General features: G+C 45.7%; 16 protein-coding genes. 7 read left to right on the plus strand and 9 right to left on the minus strand.

Annotated features, from left to right (window positions below; all coding sequences use genetic code 11):
* Positions 1-127 precede the first annotated feature (127 nt).
* Both KOE27_RS06740 and KOE27_RS06745 read right to left on the minus strand, forming a co-directional pair.
* Positions 128-1648 carry an alpha-amylase family glycosyl hydrolase gene (locus KOE27_RS06740; protein WP_229252671.1) on the minus strand — a complete coding sequence of 507 codons (1521 nt, stop codon included), beginning with the start codon at positions 1646-1648 and terminating at the stop codon, positions 128-130.
* A gap of 16 nt (positions 1649-1664) precedes the next feature.
* Positions 1665-2243, minus strand: a complete 579-nt coding sequence (locus KOE27_RS06745; RefSeq protein ID WP_215238045.1) for a Maf family protein — start codon at positions 2241-2243, stop codon at positions 1665-1667.
* Positions 2244-2414: 171 nt separating this feature from the next.
* On the opposite strand from KOE27_RS06745, the gene KOE27_RS06750 reads away from it, so the two are divergent.
* Both KOE27_RS06750 and KOE27_RS06755 read left to right on the plus strand, forming a co-directional pair.
* The gene (locus KOE27_RS06750) at positions 2415-2870 is read left to right on the plus strand and encodes a MarR family winged helix-turn-helix transcriptional regulator (RefSeq protein WP_215238046.1); all 456 of its coding nucleotides are present in this window, start codon (positions 2415-2417) and stop codon (positions 2868-2870) included.
* Positions 2871-2921: 51 nt separating this feature from the next.
* Positions 2922-3533 carry a YceI family protein gene (locus KOE27_RS06755; RefSeq protein ID WP_215238047.1) on the plus strand — a complete coding sequence of 204 codons (612 nt, stop codon included), beginning with the start codon at positions 2922-2924 and terminating at the stop codon, positions 3531-3533.
* 74 nt (positions 3534-3607) lie between these two features.
* Here the strand turns inward: KOE27_RS06755 and KOE27_RS06760 are convergent, their stop codons facing one another.
* Entirely contained in the window at positions 3608-4063 is a 456-nt protein-coding gene (locus KOE27_RS06760) for a type I restriction enzyme HsdR N-terminal domain-containing protein (RefSeq protein ID WP_215238048.1), read from the minus strand.
* 41 nt (positions 4064-4104) lie between these two features.
* On the opposite strand from KOE27_RS06760, the gene KOE27_RS06765 reads away from it, so the two are divergent.
* A complete protein-coding gene (locus tag KOE27_RS06765; protein WP_215238049.1) occupies positions 4105-4878 on the plus strand; it encodes an AMP nucleosidase in 774 nt (257 codons plus the stop codon).
* A 6-nt stretch (positions 4879-4884) separates the two neighbouring features.
* Here the strand turns inward: KOE27_RS06765 and KOE27_RS06770 are convergent, their stop codons facing one another.
* Together KOE27_RS06770 and KOE27_RS06775 are read right to left on the minus strand one after the other, a co-directional pair.
* A complete protein-coding gene (locus KOE27_RS06770) occupies positions 4885-5304 on the minus strand; it encodes a DUF1801 domain-containing protein (RefSeq protein WP_215238050.1) in 420 nt (139 codons plus the stop codon).
* Between the two features lie 5 nt (positions 5305-5309).
* Complete coding sequence (locus tag KOE27_RS06775; RefSeq protein ID WP_215238051.1) at positions 5310-6704, minus strand: glycoside hydrolase family 140 protein; 1395 nt, start codon at positions 6702-6704, stop codon at positions 5310-5312.
* A gap of 194 nt (positions 6705-6898) precedes the next feature.
* On the opposite strand from KOE27_RS06775, the gene KOE27_RS06780 reads away from it, so the two are divergent.
* The 3 genes from KOE27_RS06780 (at position 6899) to KOE27_RS06790 (ending at position 9464) form a co-directional block, all read left to right on the plus strand.
* Positions 6899-7282: a globin domain-containing protein gene (locus KOE27_RS06780; protein ID WP_215238052.1), complete on the plus strand. Its 384-nt coding sequence runs from the start codon at positions 6899-6901 to the stop codon at positions 7280-7282.
* Between the two features lie 469 nt (positions 7283-7751).
* On the plus strand, positions 7752-9167 hold the full coding sequence (locus tag KOE27_RS06785; RefSeq protein ID WP_215238053.1) for a CCA tRNA nucleotidyltransferase: 1416 nt from the start codon (positions 7752-7754) through the stop codon (positions 9165-9167).
* 96 nt (positions 9168-9263) lie between these two features.
* Positions 9264-9464, plus strand: coding sequence for a hypothetical protein (locus tag KOE27_RS06790; protein WP_215238054.1), 201 nt, complete (start codon positions 9264-9266; stop codon positions 9462-9464).
* Positions 9465-9500: 36 nt separating this feature from the next.
* Here the strand turns inward: KOE27_RS06790 and KOE27_RS06795 are convergent, their stop codons facing one another.
* Positions 9501-10778 carry a DUF2851 family protein gene (locus tag KOE27_RS06795; RefSeq protein WP_215238055.1) on the minus strand — a complete coding sequence of 426 codons (1278 nt, stop codon included), beginning with the start codon at positions 10776-10778 and terminating at the stop codon, positions 9501-9503.
* Positions 10779-10907: 129 nt separating this feature from the next.
* Here KOE27_RS06795 and mtgA point away from each other — a divergent pair, with 129 nt between their 5' ends.
* Positions 10908-11594 carry a monofunctional biosynthetic peptidoglycan transglycosylase gene (gene mtgA / locus KOE27_RS06800; protein ID WP_215238056.1) on the plus strand — a complete coding sequence of 229 codons (687 nt, stop codon included), beginning with the start codon at positions 10908-10910 and terminating at the stop codon, positions 11592-11594.
* A gap of 53 nt (positions 11595-11647) precedes the next feature.
* Here mtgA and KOE27_RS06805 read toward each other — a convergent pair whose 3' ends face one another.
* The 3 genes from KOE27_RS06805 to KOE27_RS06815 all read right to left on the minus strand — a co-directional run bounded on the left by KOE27_RS06805 (position 11648) and on the right by KOE27_RS06815 (position 17768).
* Positions 11648-12487: an endonuclease/exonuclease/phosphatase family protein gene (locus KOE27_RS06805; RefSeq protein ID WP_215238057.1), complete on the minus strand. Its 840-nt coding sequence runs from the start codon at positions 12485-12487 to the stop codon at positions 11648-11650.
* A gap of 245 nt (positions 12488-12732) precedes the next feature.
* A complete protein-coding gene (locus KOE27_RS06810) occupies positions 12733-14328 on the minus strand; it encodes a RagB/SusD family nutrient uptake outer membrane protein (RefSeq protein WP_215238058.1) in 1596 nt (531 codons plus the stop codon).
* A 23-nt stretch (positions 14329-14351) separates the two neighbouring features.
* Positions 14352-17768 carry a SusC/RagA family TonB-linked outer membrane protein gene (locus KOE27_RS06815; RefSeq protein WP_229252672.1) on the minus strand — a complete coding sequence of 1139 codons (3417 nt, stop codon included), beginning with the start codon at positions 17766-17768 and terminating at the stop codon, positions 14352-14354.
* Positions 17769-17987 lie beyond the last annotated feature (219 nt).

The following is a 17987-nucleotide window of genomic DNA, read 5'->3' on the forward strand; positions in this document are numbered from 1 at the left end:
AAAGAATTGCAGGAAATTAGAAGGAACACAATGAGATGAGATTGCAGGTATTTCATTGATGCTGTTGTATAAAATTATTTATATCTAAAATGCAGCAAATGATATAACCTACTGTTTTACCGAGGCACTATCGGGCAGGCTGTGGGGAGGTATTAAAAATACACGAAGCGTAGGAACCGAGCCTGTAAATGTCATTTTCATGGCAATCGGCCTGGTTGCTGGTAAACAGTATGTTTTTAAATGCCGTTTGAGAAAGGTCAATTTCTTTGATTTCCGAAGTCAGATTATGGACGATAAGGAAAGATTCTTCCTCGTCATAGCGGATGTACGCAAGCATCTGCTCATCGGCAAGCGCATAAGGGAGCAGGTTGGGTTCAATTACTTTTCCCAGGGCGGTTCTGGATTTTTTGAGGGCAATCAGATTTTTATAGTGATAAAACAGGGAGTTTTGATCCCGCTGCTGTACAGACAATGGTTTTACGGTTTCCAGAGTCGAAAACACTGCCTCAATCCAGGAAGGTTTTTCGGGATCATCCTCCTGCACTGTCCATAAAAACGGTTCCCTGATGTGCGGATCTGGTTTCATACCCAGCATCCCGATTTCCTCGCCATAGTAAATATACGGCTGGCCGGGTAAGGTGAGCAGGATGCTTGCTGCCAGCTTTTTCTTCCTTTCATCATTATTTACCACACTGCCGATCCGGTCCTGATCGTGGTTGGTGAGCATAATTGCATCAACAAACTGAGGGTTGGATACTTTAAAAAGAGTGTAACTCGCAATCAGTTTAGCTACCAGATCCTCATCTTTTTCCCTGACCAGGATCCGCTGTATGGCAAAGCTGAGATCAAAATTAAAGGCCGCATTAATATGCTGGAAGTATGGCGCAACTTCTTCTTTTTCAGCCCAAACCTCGCCAACCGTAAATGCCCCTGGCCTGGCGTTATGAATGGTTTCACTGAAAAATTTCCAGAATTCGCAGTTGTCCGCTTTGGCCCAGATCGGGTAAATATGCCGTGCAGCGTCGAGCCTGAAACCGTCAACGCCAACATCCGTCAACCAGAAATTAATGATTCGGGCTACTTCCTGTCTCAGTTCGGCCGACTCATAATTGAGGTCAGGCATACCCTTGTAGAAAAGCCCATAGTATTTTTCGGAATCTTCCCCGTTGTCGTGCCAGGGGTATACTTCCTGAGAGTCATTGGAAGTTTCCCGCCGGGCTATGCCCAGCATGTTGATTTCGGCGTCATTCTTCCACCAGTAAAAATTCCGGTAACGACTGTCTTTGTTTTTCCTCGCTTCCACAAACCACGGGTGCAGGGTACTGGTATGGTTTATGATCAGATCCAGGTAAACGGCTATCCCCAACTGGTGTGCCTCATGCATCAATTCGCGGAAGTCTGACAGGGTCCCGTATTCAGGCTCTATATCATAGTAGTCGCGCACGTCATATTTATGATAACTTGGTGAGGGATGTACCGGGGTGAGCCATAGGGCTTCAATGCCTAGCTCTTTCAGATAGGAAAGTTTTGAAATGATTCCTCTTATATCCCCTATGCCGTCGCCGTTGGAATCACAAAATGACCTCACAAATATCTCGTAGCATACCTTTGGGATAGGAACCGGGCCGTGAAAGTCAGTTAATTGCACGAAGTACTATGTTGGTTCAGTCGGCAAGGTACGGCTTGAGTTGCTGATATACAAGATGTACCGGAAGTCCCATGATGGTGTAAAACGAGCCCTCAATTTTTTCAATCCCTATCATACTGATCCATTCCTGGATGCCATAAGCACCAGCTTTGTCAAAAGGGCTGAATTCCCTGACATAATAATTTATTTCTCCGGGTTCCAGTTGACGAAACCAAACCCTGGCGCTATCGGTAACGGTACTGATCTGCGCACCATCCAGGATACTGATCGCCGTAAATACCTCATGTACAGTACCAGATAGCATGGCGAGCATTTCACAGGCTTCGGCTGCATCGGCAGGTTTTCCCAGAATTTGATTGTCAATCACTACAATCGTATCCGCGGTGAGTACCAGGCTGTCGTCAGCGGCAGACCGGAATTCTTCTGCTTTGGTCTGTGAGATATGGGCAGCCACCAGGCTGCGGTGCAGGTCCGGGGGGAATGATTCGTCCGTTGGTATCACCCGGACGGTAAAATCAAAACCGGCTTTGGTGAGCAGCTCTTTGCGCCTGGGCGAATTGGAGGCAAGTATGAGTGGTTTCTTCAGTTTGAACATGTACAATAATATTTTTTCTATATAAGTATTTGATTATAAATTATTTATTGCGTTTTGATGTGGTCTGCGCAGGGAAATTTTAATTTTTTTCAGACAACTCGGAACTATCAGAAGCTATATGCATGTTGGTACATTAAATGTAGATACATTTTATTTCAAACATCAAATGCCATGTCAATTGAAACCGATATAAAACAGAAAAAATTTCGCAGCTCTTACCAAAGGCTGGTGATCAATCTGGTTTACACCAGCAACTGGTTGGTTTACAAACAGCTGGATGTTTTCCGGGAATATGATCTTACACTTCAGCAATATAACGTTTTGCGGATTCTCCGCGGGCAGAAATCCAATCCGATCAAAGTAAGTGATATAGCTGACAGGATGCTGGATAAAAATTCAAATACCTCCCGATTGGTCGACAAGCTTCTGCTGAAGGGTTTGGCCGAGCGGAAATCGTGTCCTTCTGACCGGCGGGCTGTGGACGTGGTGATTACGGAGGCCGGGTTGGATATTTTGAAGAAAATAGATCCCGTGGAGGAGGAATGGGAAAATAGCCTCAATAGCATTACCCCGGAAGAAGCAGACCAGATCAGTGCGTTGCTCGACAAGCTGAGGAAATCAGAATAGTACATTCATTACACAATCAAATAACAATCAATTCAATTAAACACAGTAACAATGAAATCTTTAAAATCTCTTGCTGCCTCACTCGCTGTTGCTTTATTCATTTCTGCCGGAGCTTCAGCCGAAGATGGTGCAAAAAAAGCGGTAAACTTTAAAGTGGTACCCGAAAAAAGCGAGCTTACCTGGCTGGCTAAAAAAGTAACTGGCGAACACACTGGTAAAATTACGTTGAAAGAAGGTCTGATCACCCTGGATGGTGCTAAATTGACGGGCGGTAAATTTATTGCGGATCTTAACAGCATTACTTGTACAGACCTTACCGACAAGACATACAACGACAAATTGATCGGTCACCTTAAATCAGATGATTTTTTCTCGGTTGCAAAACATCCTACCGCTACTTTTGTAATAACCAAAGCTACTGCGAAATCTGCTGGTGTATACGATGTTACTGGTGACCTGACCATCAAAGGAATTACCAAGCCGGTAACTTTCCCTGTAACCGTAAAAGCAACCGGAAGCGGAGCAGAAGCAACCGGTAAACTGGTGGTGGACCGTTCCAAGTACGATATCAAATACAACTCGAAATCATTCTTTGATAATCTGGGAGATAAAGTAATCTATGATGATTTCAGCATTGACATTAAGTTGGTTGCTGCAAAGTAACTAAGAACTTTCTTTTCAATGTATTGCCTGTGAAACGCGCTGTTTCACAGGCAATTTGTTTTTATATTGATTCGTTAGCGTTCATCACGATTGATGCTGTAAAAGGGGAAGTCGTCCAGGAACTGAATCTGTCCGTTTGCTGCCTGAAAGCAATAGTGGCTCATACCATTGGTGACGGCGAGGTAGGCGGGCTGCAAAGTGAAGTTGTAACGGCTGATCTGCGCGAAAGTGGACTCACTTACTTTCACAAAAGGGGCTTTACATTCTACCAGCAGGAAGGGGGCTCCGGTGGGAGAGAGGATCATGATATCTGTTCTTTTGGCCAAAGTGTTGTAACGAAGGCCTGTTTCTATGGCAAACAGTGCGCGGGGGTATCCATAATGTGTGATCAGCAGGTGTATAAAATGTTGCCGTACCCATTCTTCCGGGCTCAGGGAGACGAATTTTTTTCGTATAATATCGAAAATAAAAGGTTTCCCGTTTACCTGTTTAACTTTGTGACTGAACGAAGGGAGGTTTAACGATTCCATGCCGCGAAGATACACATCACAACAAATAATCACCGAAAATCATGACTACCAAAGAGCAAATTGTTGAAAATTGGTTACCCCGGTATACCGGTACGGCTGTGGAGGATTTTGGGAATTATATCCTGCTCACCAACTTCGTGAATTATGTGGATATGTTTGCCGAAAAATTTAAGGTAAAAGTGAAAGGGCGCGACAGGGCCATGCAGACCGCAACGGCCAACGATATCACAATCATCAATTTCGGAATGGGCAGCCCTATGGCCGCAACGGTGATGGACCTGTTGTCTGCGATCAGCCCCAAGGCAGTACTTTTTCTGGGTAAATGCGGAGGCCTGAAAAAGACACAGGTAGGAGATCTGATCCTCCCTATTGCTGCCATCCGTGGGGAAGGTACCAGTGATGATTATATGCCTGCCGAGATACCTGCGCTGCCATCATTCCGGCTGCAGAGTACTGTTTCGGCCAGTATTGCCAAACACAAGCTGGATTACTGGACAGGCACAGTTTACACCACCAACCGGCGCATCTGGGAACATGATGCGGCATTTAAGCAATATCTTCAGGATATCAGGGCCATGGCGATTGATATGGAAACCGCCACTATTTTTATTGTGGGTTTTGCCAATTCCATTCCGCACGGCGCACTTTTGCTGGTTTCCGATAACCCGCTGGTACCCGAAGGCGTGAAAACCGAAGAGAGCGACAGGAAGGTTACAGCAAATTATGTCCAGGCGCATCTGGATATTGGTATTGAAGCACTGAGTGAGCTCGCCTGTTCAGGAGAATCCGTGAAACATTTGCGGTTCGAAAATTAAGACTTCCTAGTTGGGGTAAAGCTGCTTCATCTGATTTGCCGAAGCAGTTATCATCTGGTTCAGTATATTCAAGTCAATGTCGGTCAGTTTCTTGATATAAATACAGCCCTTTCCTGCCTTGTGTTTCCCCAATTTTTCCAGGAGCTCTTCTTTGCCGGGAAAGTCGGAGGCAAGGTATAGGCTCATGGCATCTTTTCTGGGAGAAAAGCCCACCAAAGGGGCGTCACCTTCATGTCCGGTTGCATATTTATAGTGGTATCTCCCAAATCCTACAATAGCGGTTCCCCACATACTGGCTTCATAGCCGGTAGCCGATTTCATGATTTCCATGAGCCTGAAACTGTCATTTCGTTTTGCCTCATCCGTTATTGAACTGAGAAAATCGGTAACACTTTCAGGTGTTTCGGTTGTTTTATTTTGTGCCATTTCTGTTATTTTTCCCTTTGTTTTTTTAGTCCAAAACCCGCCCAGCTTTGGGTGGTGTCATCAATTACGAGGACCCAGTCTGTTCCCGGCCCCTGCGCATACGGCTTAAATTCCTCGGCTCCCTGGTTTTTGAAAGAGCCTATTTTAATAGAGGAGCCATCACGGGGGTTAAACCAGTAGGCTATAAGGTCCTGTGCTTTAAATTTCGACAGGTCAATTTTTAAGGTTCTGCCGTAAGGACTGTATGCCATCATAAAATCCCGGGCGGCGGACAAAGCCGCTATCTGAAAACCGGCATTTTCCGGGTTGTCGTTCAGTATCAATGATGTATCGGGTTGTAGTTCCTGCCAGGGATGTGATTCCATTAATTTCTTCATAAAGCCCATCTGAGAAGCGCCCGGCAAATGAACAGCGGTTTTCCAGGCGGTGCGGGCAAAGGCAATGGGCGGGTTAAGGTCGGGGTCATACATTTGCCAGATATCATGGCAGCCATAGGTATGTCCGCAGGCACCGGATAGTACCGACCAGTAAGCAGCCTGGCGTACGTCGAAATCGTTAAAGTAACCGAGTTCCGATTTCCAGTTCACCGGATGATCTTCGTATCGCGGCTCCGCATCCAGGGTAGGTTTCACCGGTGACTTGTCATAGTCATTTCGGAGCATCAGGTAATTTTTCCGGTCTCGCTGGTCATGCCCCGACTGGAACATGTTCATATTCAGCCAGGGCGCTTCATGGAAAAACCTGGAAGAATAACTGAGTCCCTGCGGGTGATAGGTTATCAGCTGGCTTTCGCCTGATATGTTTCGGATCCCCTGCGCCATGGCATGGACGATCGCGATATGCTTTTCTGTTTCCGGATTTCTGTCACCGCCCAGTATCCAGATCACATTTTTGCCCTTGTAACGTTTAGCTAGAAATTCGGTGTAAATCAAAGCATTTTCAGGTGTGAAAATTTCCGGTCCGCCTCCCCATTTTCGATTAAATTTGTCGCCCCAGGCCGGCAGCAGGCCAATGTAAAGTCCGAGTTTTCCAGCTTCGGCAATTACTTTATCCAAATGTTTGAAGTACTTTTCGTTGGGTTTAACAGGGTCGTTATTGAATAAAGGCTTATCTCCGTTGCGGTTGGCCTGGTTTAATCCGTCAAATTCCGCAATGGCAACTGCCTGTATCACATTGTATCCCTGTCCTGCCCTGATTTTTAAATAATTTTGCGCTTCCTCAAAAGTCAGCCTGTGAAATAATTCCCAGGCAGTATCCGCCAGCCAGAAAAAAGGCTGTCCGTTTGACTGAGAAATAAATCTTTTACCCTTTTCAACATGTAACCCGGTGAGGGTAGTCTGGGAAAACGCCGAGATAGCGGTTGAAAGTAATATCCAGCCGATGAGCAGAAATTTTTTCATGGGTGTATGTGATTTGAGGTATCCCTGTAGTGGGAATCATCAGTACTAAAAGTGTTCAAAACCATAAGGTTACTGTTAGCTGTAAGGATTTATGGGCAAGCTCGGTTCTGGCTTCTCCAACTTTTACGCATGTCAGGAGACTCTTTACGACGAAGATCATTGTATGAGGGGAATTTAAATCCGTATTTTATGGCATGGAAACAGAAACTTTATATGAGCGTATTGGCGGAGATTCGGCCGTACGGAAACTGACAGATCGTTTTTATGATCTTGTTTTTGAACATGAGCTGATTGCACGCCTTTTTAAAACTGATAAAGAAACTATACGGGAAAAGCAGCGTTTATTTCTGACCCAATTTCTGGGTGGTCCTCAGTTATACTCCGAAATCCATGGACATCCCATGATGCGTGCCAGGCATATGCCACATCCGATCACCGAAGATGATGCCGTGGCCTGGCTTCAGTGTATGGCGCAGGCCGTGGGCTCGCTGGATCTGGATCCGGAACTGAAGGACGAGCTATTCAACAGGTTTCCCAGGACGGCGTTTTTCATGGTTAACTGCGAAACCGACGTCTAGAATAATTTGCCAGCAATAAAAATGAATATAAAATCAATTAATAATTACTTAACTTTGGAAATCTGAATTATGCTTAATAATTTTATATTATTAAGAGGTAATATTCAAATACAGGGCCGCAATACATAAATTTTTACAATCCTGGCTTAGCTTGGAAGCTTTTTTGGTCGGGTTATAGCATTTTTAATTTGTTCAAAAATGGAGACAATTTTGTCTTATTTCCTTCGAGCGGTCATTGGTGTATTCTGGATTGTTGCCCTCATTGTTGCTTCCGCTGTCACTCTGTTTCTCCAGGTATTTTTATTTCTTTTTCAGGCAGTTATGTTCAGGCACCCCTTGCGTGTGTTACCTCACGGCAAAGTTCTCTGATTTTCGATAGCGCAATTTTTGCCGTTCAACCCTTTTATGTTTTCTACTGAAAACTGGTACGGAGTATGTATTCGTTGGCTGTATGCATTACCTTTGTCCCATGAATTTTAAAGAACAGCTGATCCACTATCCAATTCTTTCAACGGTTGTAAATGCTGCCGAAGAACTGGGAGCGGAGGTATACATCATTGGCGGGTTTGTAAGAGATCTTATTCTGAAAAGACCAAGTAAGGATATAGATATAGTGTCTGTAGGCAGTGGTATCGCATTGGCAGAGCAGGTGGCTGGCCAGCTTGGACCAGACGTGCAGGTAAGTATTTTTAAGAACTTTGGTACCGCGCAAATCCGTCAGGGTGACCTGGAAATAGAGTTTGTGGGTGCACGGAAAGAATCCTACCGGCCTGATTCCCGTAAACCTGCCGTGGAAGACGGAACGCTTCAGGAGGATCAGAATCGCCGTGATTTTACCATCAATGCACTGGGCATTAGCCTTAATAAACATAGTTTTGGAGACCTTGCAGATCCTTTCAATGGCCTGAAGGATATCAGAAAACGGATTCTGAGAACGCCTTTGGAACCAGGTATTACCTTTTCCGACGATCCGTTGCGTATGATGCGGGCCATACGTTTTGCCTCCCAGCTTAACTTTGATATTGAGCCGGATACCTTTGATGCCATTATGGCTATGAAAGATCGCATTTCAATCGTATCCATGGAACGTGTTTCGGATGAGCTCAATAAGATTATTTTGTCCCAGACGCCCTCTTACGGTTTTAAGTTGCTGTATCAGTCCGGCTTGCTGGCTATTATTTTTCCTGAACTGGTAGAACTCCAGGGGGTGGAAAATATTGACGGGAGAGGGCATAAAGATAATTTTTATCATACCCTTCAGGTACTGGACAATGTTTCCCAGCACACGGATGACCTCTGGCTTCGATGGGCAGCCATCCTGCATGATATCGCTAAGCCAGCGACAAAGAAATTCGACAAAAAAGTAGGCTGGTCGTTTCATAATCATGAGGAGGTGGGTGCACGGATGGTACCCGTCATTTTCAGGCGGATGAAACAACCTCTGAACGAAAAAATGCGGTTTGTCAAGAAGCTCGTCAGGTTACATCTGCGTCCTATTGTGCTTTCAAAGGAAGATATTACAGATTCGGCGATGCGAAGGCTGCTGGTGGAAGCCGGAGAAGATATTGAAGACCTGATGAAACTTTGCCGGGCAGACATTACCTCTAAAAATCCCGAAAAGGTAAAACGTTACATTCACAACTTTAATATCGTTGAGCAGAAGCTGAAAGATCTGGAAGAGCGTGACAAATTGCGAAATTTCCAGCCGGTAATCACAGGCGAAATGATCATGGAAACCTTCGGATTAAAACCGACACGGGAGGTAGGGATCATAAAGGAACTGGTGCGTGAGGCCATTCTGGAAGGTATTATTCCTAACGAACTGGATGCGGCACACGCATTTATGGTTAAAGAAGGACAGAAGATGGGACTACTTGTACAGTAAGATCACCGGCCTGTAATGAGCTCAGTTGTGTTTTGCCGGGATTTTGATACTTTTGCAACCTCAAACCGGTTCTTTTATCCTGCTTATTTTATACAAATGGAAAGTACACGCTTTAAGCGTTTTTTTGGCGCCCTTCTTACGCTTCTTGGTATTTCTGTGCTTTTGTTTGCATGCGTGGCTTTTCTCTCGGAAAAGCCTGTATTGGGGCTTACTGTCTCCAAATGGGAATCGGTAGTACCTTTTATGGTAGGCTCGGTGTTCCTGCTGACGGGGGTAAATCTTATCAGCCGGGGTTAGCCGCTCTGATCAAATTCTGGATGCGTTAATCGCGCCCTAGTCTGTTTTAATCAGCTTTGACCCCACGATGCAATCAAGACAGTTGTGGGAGGAGCAGTAATGATTATACCATTCTATGAGCCCCTGAGAGTCGGCGGCAGTATTCACCTTCATATCCAGTGTTTGCCACAACCTGGTGATACGGTTGTTTTCTGCGGGTATCTCTGTGAGCCAGGCCATTGCTGTTTCCAGTAACTGCGGCTCCTGTCGGGTCCTGGCATGGGCTACCAGCAGCGGTATGACGGCATTGATCACTAACAGATTTTTTGCTTCGTTACCCATGAAAGGTACTTTTTTGTTTGCTGTTTTCTCAAAATTAAAGTGCGTGGTCCAGTAGGCAGACTGCCTTAAACTTAAAATGGCATGCAGGTCTTTCAGGTTCCGGGCCGAAATAAGCGTGGAAAACAAATGCTCCGTACGGCTTAATAGATATGCAAACTGAGATATTCGGATTGTTGGAAAACCGGACGGCCGGAGCCTGAGAAATTTCCATTCGTTGCTGTTCATTTTTTGGTTTTCCATCCGATACTTTTTTACCTGAAAGTCATATTCTCGTTGGATACCGGTAACATATTCGTCGCCTCCGTTGTCAGGAATAAGGCCAGCGTTTCCGAAAAGTAAGGCTTCAATGCGGAAACTGTCTTTCTGTTTGCGTAGAATTTTCCATGGAGTGATGCGGCATAACCGTAAAAAAGCCGGATCATTTAATTTAAAACCAAAATGCTGACCTATCCACTGAAAAGTGGTTTCCTCCCAGTCGTTCTGATTAGCTTCCAGTAATGAGATCACGTTTAAGGCTTTCTTTTCCAGCCGCTCCAGCAAAACTCTATCGAGCATGGAGAACTTGAGTATACTATCCGCATCCGGGAATTGATTTCCGCAGGCAATATCCCAGGGGGCGTTCTGCAGCTGTGCATATCTGTGCAGGATAGAAAGCCTGACGATGCCGTTAAGGGTGAGTGTAGGCAAAAGGGTACCGTCTTTTCTGACAATAGGGACGTCGTTGTTCCACACCACATGCAGGATCACACTTTCATAAGCCTGGTCTGCGGAATGTTCATGCCGGTTCCAGTCGGAGGCGTTAACGTGTATTTCCACATCTCCGGCCCATTCAATTCCTCCGATCTCAATTCTGGCTCCTGAAAAATCCGGACCGGCATCGGCGTTTTTAAGACCCGTTTGCCTCACAGAAAGAAGTTGGCCGTGGTCGGTATGCAGAGAGGTTTTTTCAAAATATTGAAACCGCCACACGAAGCTCAGAATATCTTCATTCATACCAAATTGAAAGTTTTAGGAGAAAAATCTAATGATAAGGGCTGCCTTTCTTTGCCTATGCCTGATTAGTTTCAGTACTTTGTACGTGACTTTGGTAAATTGGTTTCGTTTCGGGAGAATAATATTTATATGCTTCAACGTTTATTTTTTATTGGTTTAAGATTGCTGATTTACTTTCTGGTGCTTTCCTTCGTTTGGGTGGTGATACTGAAATTTGTACCTGTGTGGGTAACACCTTATATGATTTCCAGAAAAATGGAGGCCATTACGAATGATGAAGATTCAGAGTTACATCATGACTGGGAGCCCTACGAAAATATATCCAAAGAGGTGGCACTAGCGGTGGTGGCTTCTGAAGATCAGAATTTTCCTCACCATTGGGGATTTGATTTCGGGGAGATTTATGATGCCATGACCGAAAAGCGCAAGCGGGCGAGAGGCGCAAGTACCATATCACAGCAGGTAGCAAAAAATGTTTTCCTGTGGCATGGGCGCAGTTATATCCGCAAAGGGCTCGAGGTTTATTTCACTATACTTATCGAGCTGATCTGGGACAAAGAGCGTATCCTGGAGGTATACCTGAATGTTGCTGAAATGGGGAAGATGACCTTCGGGGTGGAAGCGGCGTCGCTCAGATATTACAAAAAATCTGCGAAGAACCTGACCAGGTATGAAGCGGCGCGGATAGCTGCTGTTTTACCGAATCCTATTCGTTTTTCGATTAAGAATCCTTCTGCGTATGTCAACAAACGTACAGGGCAGATCGTGCGGCAGATGCGTTATCTGGGGGGGCAGAAGTATATAGCGGATTTGTAGCCCGGGACTAGACTTTCCAAGTCTTCAAGACTTGGAAAGTCTGATCGATCCATTTACCTGATGATTGCTTTGATCATGACCGGTTGGTGGTCAGAAGGGTATCTTTTTTCTTTTGCGTCAGTGAGTACTCCATACTTAAGGACTTCCACATTTTTGCTGACAAAAATATAGTCGATTCTTTTGTCCATGGGCGCGTCAAATTTGAAGCTGTTGAAAGTACCTTCCGGCCCGTAAGGAGCAACTTTTGTTACTTGATACGAGTCATTAAGCAGCGTTTGTATTGTTTTGATCTGCTCGGTTTCCGGCGTGGAATTAAAATCTCCTGTCAGTATGACAGTGGAATTTCCCGCTATTTCTTTGATTTTTTTCACCATTAAATTCCCCGACTGACGGCGTGCCTCCACCCCCCGGTGGTCAAAATGGACGTTAAACAGGTAGAACTCCTTTTTTGTGGTAATGTCTTTGAATTTTCCCCAGGAGCATATACGGTTGCAGCAGGTAGCATCCCAGCCCTTCCCCGGTTTTTCGGGAGTTTCGCTCAACCAGAAATCACCGGACTGTAAAAGTTTAAACCTATCCTTTTTATAAAAGATAGCCGAATGCTCTCCCGCTTCCTTTCCATCATCACGGCCTTTTCCTATGAAAGCGAAGTCAGATAGTTCCGACAGATCATTGAGTTGGTCTCGAAACCCCTCCTGCACTCCGAATATCTCGAACTCGTGAAAGCGTATGAGCGCCTTCACATTTTCTTTGCGGTTTGGCCAGGCATTTATTCCATCGCTGTCGGTGTTGAGCCTAAGGTTGTAGGAAGCAATAATAATCGGGGAAGTTTTTTGAGCAAAAGTGCTGTAAACAGTAATTAGCAGGAATAATAAAATGGTAATTTTTTTCATGAGTTATGGATGGATATTGTTAAATGCAAGGTCTGAGGGTATTCATAGGAGATGAGGTTGCGGAGGCAGGGGCCTTCCATCAGGTATTTGGGGCAAATTGCATAAAGGTATTAGGTATGGGAAAGTACGGTTTTTGGTACTTATATAAATGCCAAAGTTCACAGAAAAAAGCTTACGGTGAAATAAATTTACTGTAAACTTTAATCTGTGAACTCTTCACTCGTCATTCTTAACTTTGGATTAACTTACCAGCCCGGTGTTTGTTTGTAAGCACCGTTACTTCTGGAAACTTCATCAGGATTGATCGGCCAGGCAATGTGTTTGGCGGGATCAAAAGTACGGGCAGGCCATATTACTTTGATTTCGTAAGGTGAAGCCGGGTCCGTTTTGTTGGTATGGATTCTTCCATGGAGCGGTGCGTTGATCTTATCAAAGTCGCCCCAGCGCTTAAGGTCTGCCAGGCGGTCTGTCCATTCGCAGGCCAGTTCAACACGTCTTTCATGCTTAAGGTCAGCCATGGTAGCGCTTGTCAGAGGCGCAAGACCCACCCTCGCCCTGATCTCGTTTAACGGAGCCAGTGCTTCAGCGCTTTTTCCTTGCTGAATCAGTGCTTCTGCCTTAAATAAAAGGATTTCCGCATAACGCATCAGGGGCAGGTTTAACCGGGTTGACGGGCCGTCGCCATTCTGATTGATCATGGTATTGGTGCTGGCCACTTCGTTGGTTCCGTAGGAGTAGGGCTCCATATATTTGCGGTTCTGAAAACCAGACAAGCTGTTGGTTGAATAATAAGCACGTTCCTTTCCGAAGTAGGTAAACTTGTCGCCAAATTTCAGGATCGTAACCTCTCTTCTGGGGTCGGTGGCTTCGTATTCCTGGTACAATTCTTCCGTGGGCTGGAAATAACCCCAGCCGTTAAAAATACCCCATCCCTTGTTTTCAAGTGTGACACCGGGGAAAATAGAACCGCCCTGGACGCCTGACGTTACTGACCAGATGTACTCAGAACTCCAGTTGTTTTCGATTTTAAATACAGCCTGATAGTTTTCCCGGGCACTTCCTTTCCCTGTAATCAAGGCTCTTCCGCCTTCATTTTTGATTTTGTCAGCCAGAGCAGGTATCAAAGCCCATTTGGATGGGTCATACTGTGCCCAGTAGGCATAGGTTTTTACCATATATCCCCAAGCCGCAACTTTGTGCGCTCTTCCCTGGTCTGCCGATCCGTAGGTGGAGAACAGCGGTAACAGTTCAGCAGCTTTTTCAAGGTCCTTGATGATCTGCGCATAGTTATCCGTTACCGAAGGAAGTTGTGGCGGTATCCTCTTACCGTATTCCGGATTTTCCGGCCCGTCAAACGGAACACCCTGATTTTTGTGTCCCCATAAATAAGCGATCCAGAAGTGAGAAAATGCGCGGATAAAATAAGCCTCTCCCAAAGCCCGGTTTTTCAGTGCGTCAGAAACAGTTGCGGTTGGAAGGCCTTCAATAGCCTGGTTAGCCTTGTTCATCATCCAGTATACATCGTTCCAGCCATTTGCCATTCCTCCCTCACGTCCGGTGATATTGAAGTTTTTGATGTTGTCACTCTCTGCTCTCACACGGCCCGGTACTATGTCGTCACTGGCATCCTGCATCCAGAAAAGATTTCTTCCCCAGGTATTTTCATTGTCCATTTGCCGGTATATCGCCGCAAGGCCTCTTTTTACGTCCTCTTCGCTTTTCCAGAAAAAGGCGGTGGTAGCGGCTCCGTTGGGTTTGGTATCCACCCAGTTTTCTCCGCATCCTGTAATCGTGAGCAGGGATACTGCCAGCGCCAATGTATATTTTAGATTGAATTTCATATTGATTCAGATTTTAGAATGCCTTAAAATTTAAGTCTCAGACCAGCCGAATAAATTCTTGATACGGGATACTGTCCACCATCCAGGCCTATGTTTCCAACTTCCGGATCCATGCCACTGTATTTGGTGAAAGTCAGTAGGTTATCGCCACTTACGTAAATGCGGAGATTCATGTTTTTGGGAAGCTGCGTGAAGGTATACCCGATCATCAGGTTTTTCAGACGCAGATAATCGCCATCTTCCAGGTACCAGTCCGAATTCGTCTGGAAATTCCTGTTGGGGTCGTTTGCTCTGATTTTTGGTATGTCAGAGCCTGTGTTCGTTTCTGACCACGCGTCCAGGATTTTGTCCCAGCGGTTGTATCCCTGTTCTGCACCGTTCAATGTGGATTGTTTGAACGCATGGAAAAGTTTGACACCTCCTACGCCCTGGAAGAAGATACTTGCATCAAAATTTTTCCATGTCACATTTGCAGTAAATCCATAGGTGATCTCCGGAAATGCATTACCCATATACACCCGATCCAGATCGTCGATTTTTCCATCACCGTTTTCATCAATGAACTTAAGGTCACCTGCTTTGGCATTCGGCTGGATTCTGGTGCCTGTTGAGCTTACATATTCAGCAGCAGCGGCATCGGTCTGGAAAATACCGGCGTTTTTGATAAGCCAGTAGGAATAGTAAGGCTGCCCAACGGTGGAGCGGTAGGGAGTAAGAATACTTCTCCATGACTCCGTATGTGCCCAGACAGACCTAGGGTTATTATCAATATAGTCTACGCGGTTTTTAAGCGTTGCGAAATTTCCGCCAATTTCGTATCCGAAATCACCGGCTTTATCTTTCCATGATGCAGCTAATTCAAATCCGCTGTTTCTGATTTTTCCCTGGTTGATAGAGGGCGCACCATAACCAAATGTATTGGTCCATTCGGTATCCTGCTGTTTGATCAGGTCGAAGGTGAGTTTGTCAAAATAGTCCGCGGTGATGGTTAGGCGCTGTTTTAGTATGCTTACGTCCAAACCGATATCCGTCTGCTGAGAGGTTTCCCAGGAAAGCTCAGGGTTAAAACGGCTGTTGATAAACATGGCATAGGTATTAGGCGCGGCATCTCCGATCTGATTGGTTTCGTCTGTCGACAGCGCAGGGTAGCCATAATACAGCGGGATGGAATTAATGTTCCCGATACGTCCCCAGCTGGCTCTGAACTTCACCAGATCAATGCCTTTGATATCAAAAAAGGGTTCTGAGCTAAGCTTCCATGCTGCGGTTACAGCCGGAAACCCTTTTCCGCGGTATCCTTTGGCAAGCCTGCCTGCAATGTCGTAACGGTAACTTCCGGTAACGAAATACCTGTCTGCCCAGCTATAAGAAAGCCTGCCCACATAGGATGCAGTTCTGTCTTTGGTTTCTTTGTCGGTAGGTTTGTTCTGGTCAAAGATCGTGGCGTTAATAAAGAACTGAGCCCAGTCGGCCTCATTTTGAAAGCCTTTTGCAGAAATTGCAAACTCCCGGTTGAAATTCTCCTGTGCCGTCATGGAAGCCATAGCTCCGATGTTGTGCTTACCCAGCACCTTGCTGTAATTGGCTGTGTTTTCCCAGATCCAGTTAAAATTGCGTCCTGTGGAATAATCCAGGGTATTTTGTCCATCCGGTTTACCGGGCTCTGTTCTCCTTGGAGTGAAATTTTTGTACAGCTTACTTCCTTGTCTAAAAGAAAAACGGCTTACATAACTTAGTCCTGGAATGATGTCGTTATAGGACAGTTCCGTAACAGACTGCATGACGCTTTCTTTGTTTGTGGAATTGTTTCTCAGTAAGGTAGCCAGCGGACTGATCGCATCACCATGAATACCCAGGTACTGTGAATCGCGGGGGCCAACGCCTCCAAAAGTACCGTCGTCGTAATAAGCCGCAGCCGAGCGGGGCATATAAATAGCCGAGAGCACGGTACCGCTGTAACCACTTTCTGTGGAGGTACCACGGCTGTCGCTATTGTTGTAGAATACATCCTGACGGAGTTTGATGTTGTCGGTGAACTTGTAACTTGCATTAAGGCGCAGGGAAATGTTCTGCGAGAAGGTGTTGATCAGCGTTCCCTCTTCTTTTTCGTAACGACCCTGAAGCAGCGTGGAGAATTTGCCTGTGCCGGCATTCACGCTTACGTTATGGCGCTGAACCACACCTGTACGGAAAATTTCATCGATCCAGTCGGTACGTGTTACCTGTGCATAAGGGTTTTTATCAGCATTCCATCCATCCAGCGGAGCTAAGCCCGCGTTGGTGTAAGCCAGGTTGGAAACCTTTGCCTCGTTCACGGCTGTAAGGGACTGTGGAAGTTTCCACGCGTTTTTGGCACCTGTGAACCCACTGTATTCAACACTGGGTTTTCCTTCGGCGGCTTGCCGGGTGGTGATCAGGATAACACCTGCCGAACCTGAAAACGCGCCATAAATAGCAGCTGATGCCGCATCTTTCAATACTGTAATGGATTCAATATCAGCAGGGTTGTAGGGGGCGTTAGGGACACCATCCACCACGTACAGTACACTTTCATCTCCTCGTGAACCCACACCCCTTATGGTTACTTTAGGGCCACTATTCGGATGGCCTCCGTTGTTGACTGCCGTAACACCTGCCACTTTTCCCTGGATCATGGCACCGACATTCAGTACCGGCCTGTTTTTGATCTGTTCCATATCCGGCACGGTGGAAACGGCGGAGGAAAGATCACCCTTTTTCATGGTTCCATACCCAATCACCACCACTTCTTCCAGGGATTTGGTATCGGCTTTCAGGCCCACGTTGATCACAGATTGCGTACCCACCAAAATCTCCTGAGGCTCGTATCCCACAAAACTGAATATCAGGGTGGATTCTACATTAGGAACTTCAATTTCAAATTCTCCGTTCGCATCGGTCGTAGTACCTTTTTGTGTACCCTTTACCACGATACTTACACCAGGAAGCGCTTCCTGGTTCTCCGAAGCAGTCACTTTCCCCTTGACAACGATATCGATGGGTAAAATGGCACGCTGTAATTTTTCTTCCAGTGCTGGCAGTACCAGGTCAGATGTGTTTTTAGAGCGTGCCAGAACGATCTGGTCGTTGATGACCTTATAGCTTATACCCCGTGGCGACAAAAGCATGTCGAGTACTTTGGACAACTTTTGTTTTTCCACGCGAAGGTTGATTTTGTCGCGGAGGGATATACGGGTACTGTACACGAACTTCACATCCGTTTTTTCCTGAATTTGCCCCAAAGCATCCTTGAGGCTGAGATTATTGAAATTCAGTGTCATATCCTGGCTGAGCACAGACTGAGCTGAACTTTCCCTTGCATAGGCAAAACTGCCGAGCAGCGCTGCTAAAACACATTGAAACAATCCGATGCGCATAAGTTTTAGCCAGTTAACCGGCTTGTTACGTACTGATTTTTCCATAATTTTGACTGTCTGATTATTTTGAACTGATTGGACAAGAACCTCTTGCATTGTGGTGGTACACAATGTTTTCAAAAGGGGCAAATACTAAGCACGGGAGGGTCGGGTGTGGTGGTACACATCCGGCTCTTTCGCTTTTTTGGGTCAGGGAGGAATTGTAAATTTTTTGTGCATAAAGTCAGGATTGGTTGTGTTGGGATATTGTATTTTTATGTCTGA

The sequence above is a fragment of the Dyadobacter sp. CECT 9275 genome, from assembly GCF_907164905.1.
GTDB classification, from domain to species: domain Bacteria; phylum Bacteroidota; class Bacteroidia; order Cytophagales; family Spirosomataceae; genus Dyadobacter; species Dyadobacter helix.

Excerpts from the sequence above, each read along its gene's own strand:
- KOE27_RS06790 (WP_215238054.1), top strand. The coding sequence starts at position 9,264 with ATGGAAAGTACACGCTTTAAGCGTTTTTTTGGCGCCCTTCTTACGCTT.
- KOE27_RS06785 (WP_215238053.1), top strand. The coding sequence starts at position 7,752 with ATGAATTTTAAAGAACAGCTGATCCACTATCCAATTCTTTCAACGGTT.
- KOE27_RS06775 (WP_215238051.1), bottom strand. The coding sequence starts at position 6,704 with ATGAAAAAATTTCTGCTCATCGGCTGGATATTACTTTCAACCGCTATC.
- mtgA (WP_215238056.1), top strand. The coding sequence starts at position 10,908 with ATGCTTCAACGTTTATTTTTTATTGGTTTAAGATTGCTGATTTACTTT.
- KOE27_RS06815 (WP_229252672.1), bottom strand. The coding sequence starts at position 17,768 with ATGGAAAAATCAGTACGTAACAAGCCGGTTAACTGGCTAAAACTTATG.
- KOE27_RS06795 (WP_215238055.1), bottom strand. The coding sequence starts at position 10,778 with ATGAATGAAGATATTCTGAGCTTCGTGTGGCGGTTTCAATATTTTGAA.
- KOE27_RS06810 (WP_215238058.1), bottom strand. The coding sequence starts at position 14,328 with ATGAAATTCAATCTAAAATATACATTGGCGCTGGCAGTATCCCTGCTC.
- KOE27_RS06755 (WP_215238047.1), top strand. The coding sequence starts at position 2,922 with ATGAAATCTTTAAAATCTCTTGCTGCCTCACTCGCTGTTGCTTTATTC.
- KOE27_RS06805 (WP_215238057.1), bottom strand. The coding sequence starts at position 12,487 with ATGAAAAAAATTACCATTTTATTATTCCTGCTAATTACTGTTTACAGC.
- KOE27_RS06765 (WP_215238049.1), top strand. The coding sequence starts at position 4,105 with ATGACTACCAAAGAGCAAATTGTTGAAAATTGGTTACCCCGGTATACC.
- KOE27_RS06760 (WP_215238048.1), bottom strand. The coding sequence starts at position 4,063 with ATGGAATCGTTAAACCTCCCTTCGTTCAGTCACAAAGTTAAACAGGTA.
- KOE27_RS06770 (WP_215238050.1), bottom strand. The coding sequence starts at position 5,304 with ATGGCACAAAATAAAACAACCGAAACACCTGAAAGTGTTACCGATTTT.
- KOE27_RS06745 (WP_215238045.1), bottom strand. The coding sequence starts at position 2,243 with ATGTTCAAACTGAAGAAACCACTCATACTTGCCTCCAATTCGCCCAGG.
- KOE27_RS06780 (WP_215238052.1), top strand. The coding sequence starts at position 6,899 with ATGGAAACAGAAACTTTATATGAGCGTATTGGCGGAGATTCGGCCGTA.
- KOE27_RS06750 (WP_215238046.1), top strand. The coding sequence starts at position 2,415 with ATGTCAATTGAAACCGATATAAAACAGAAAAAATTTCGCAGCTCTTAC.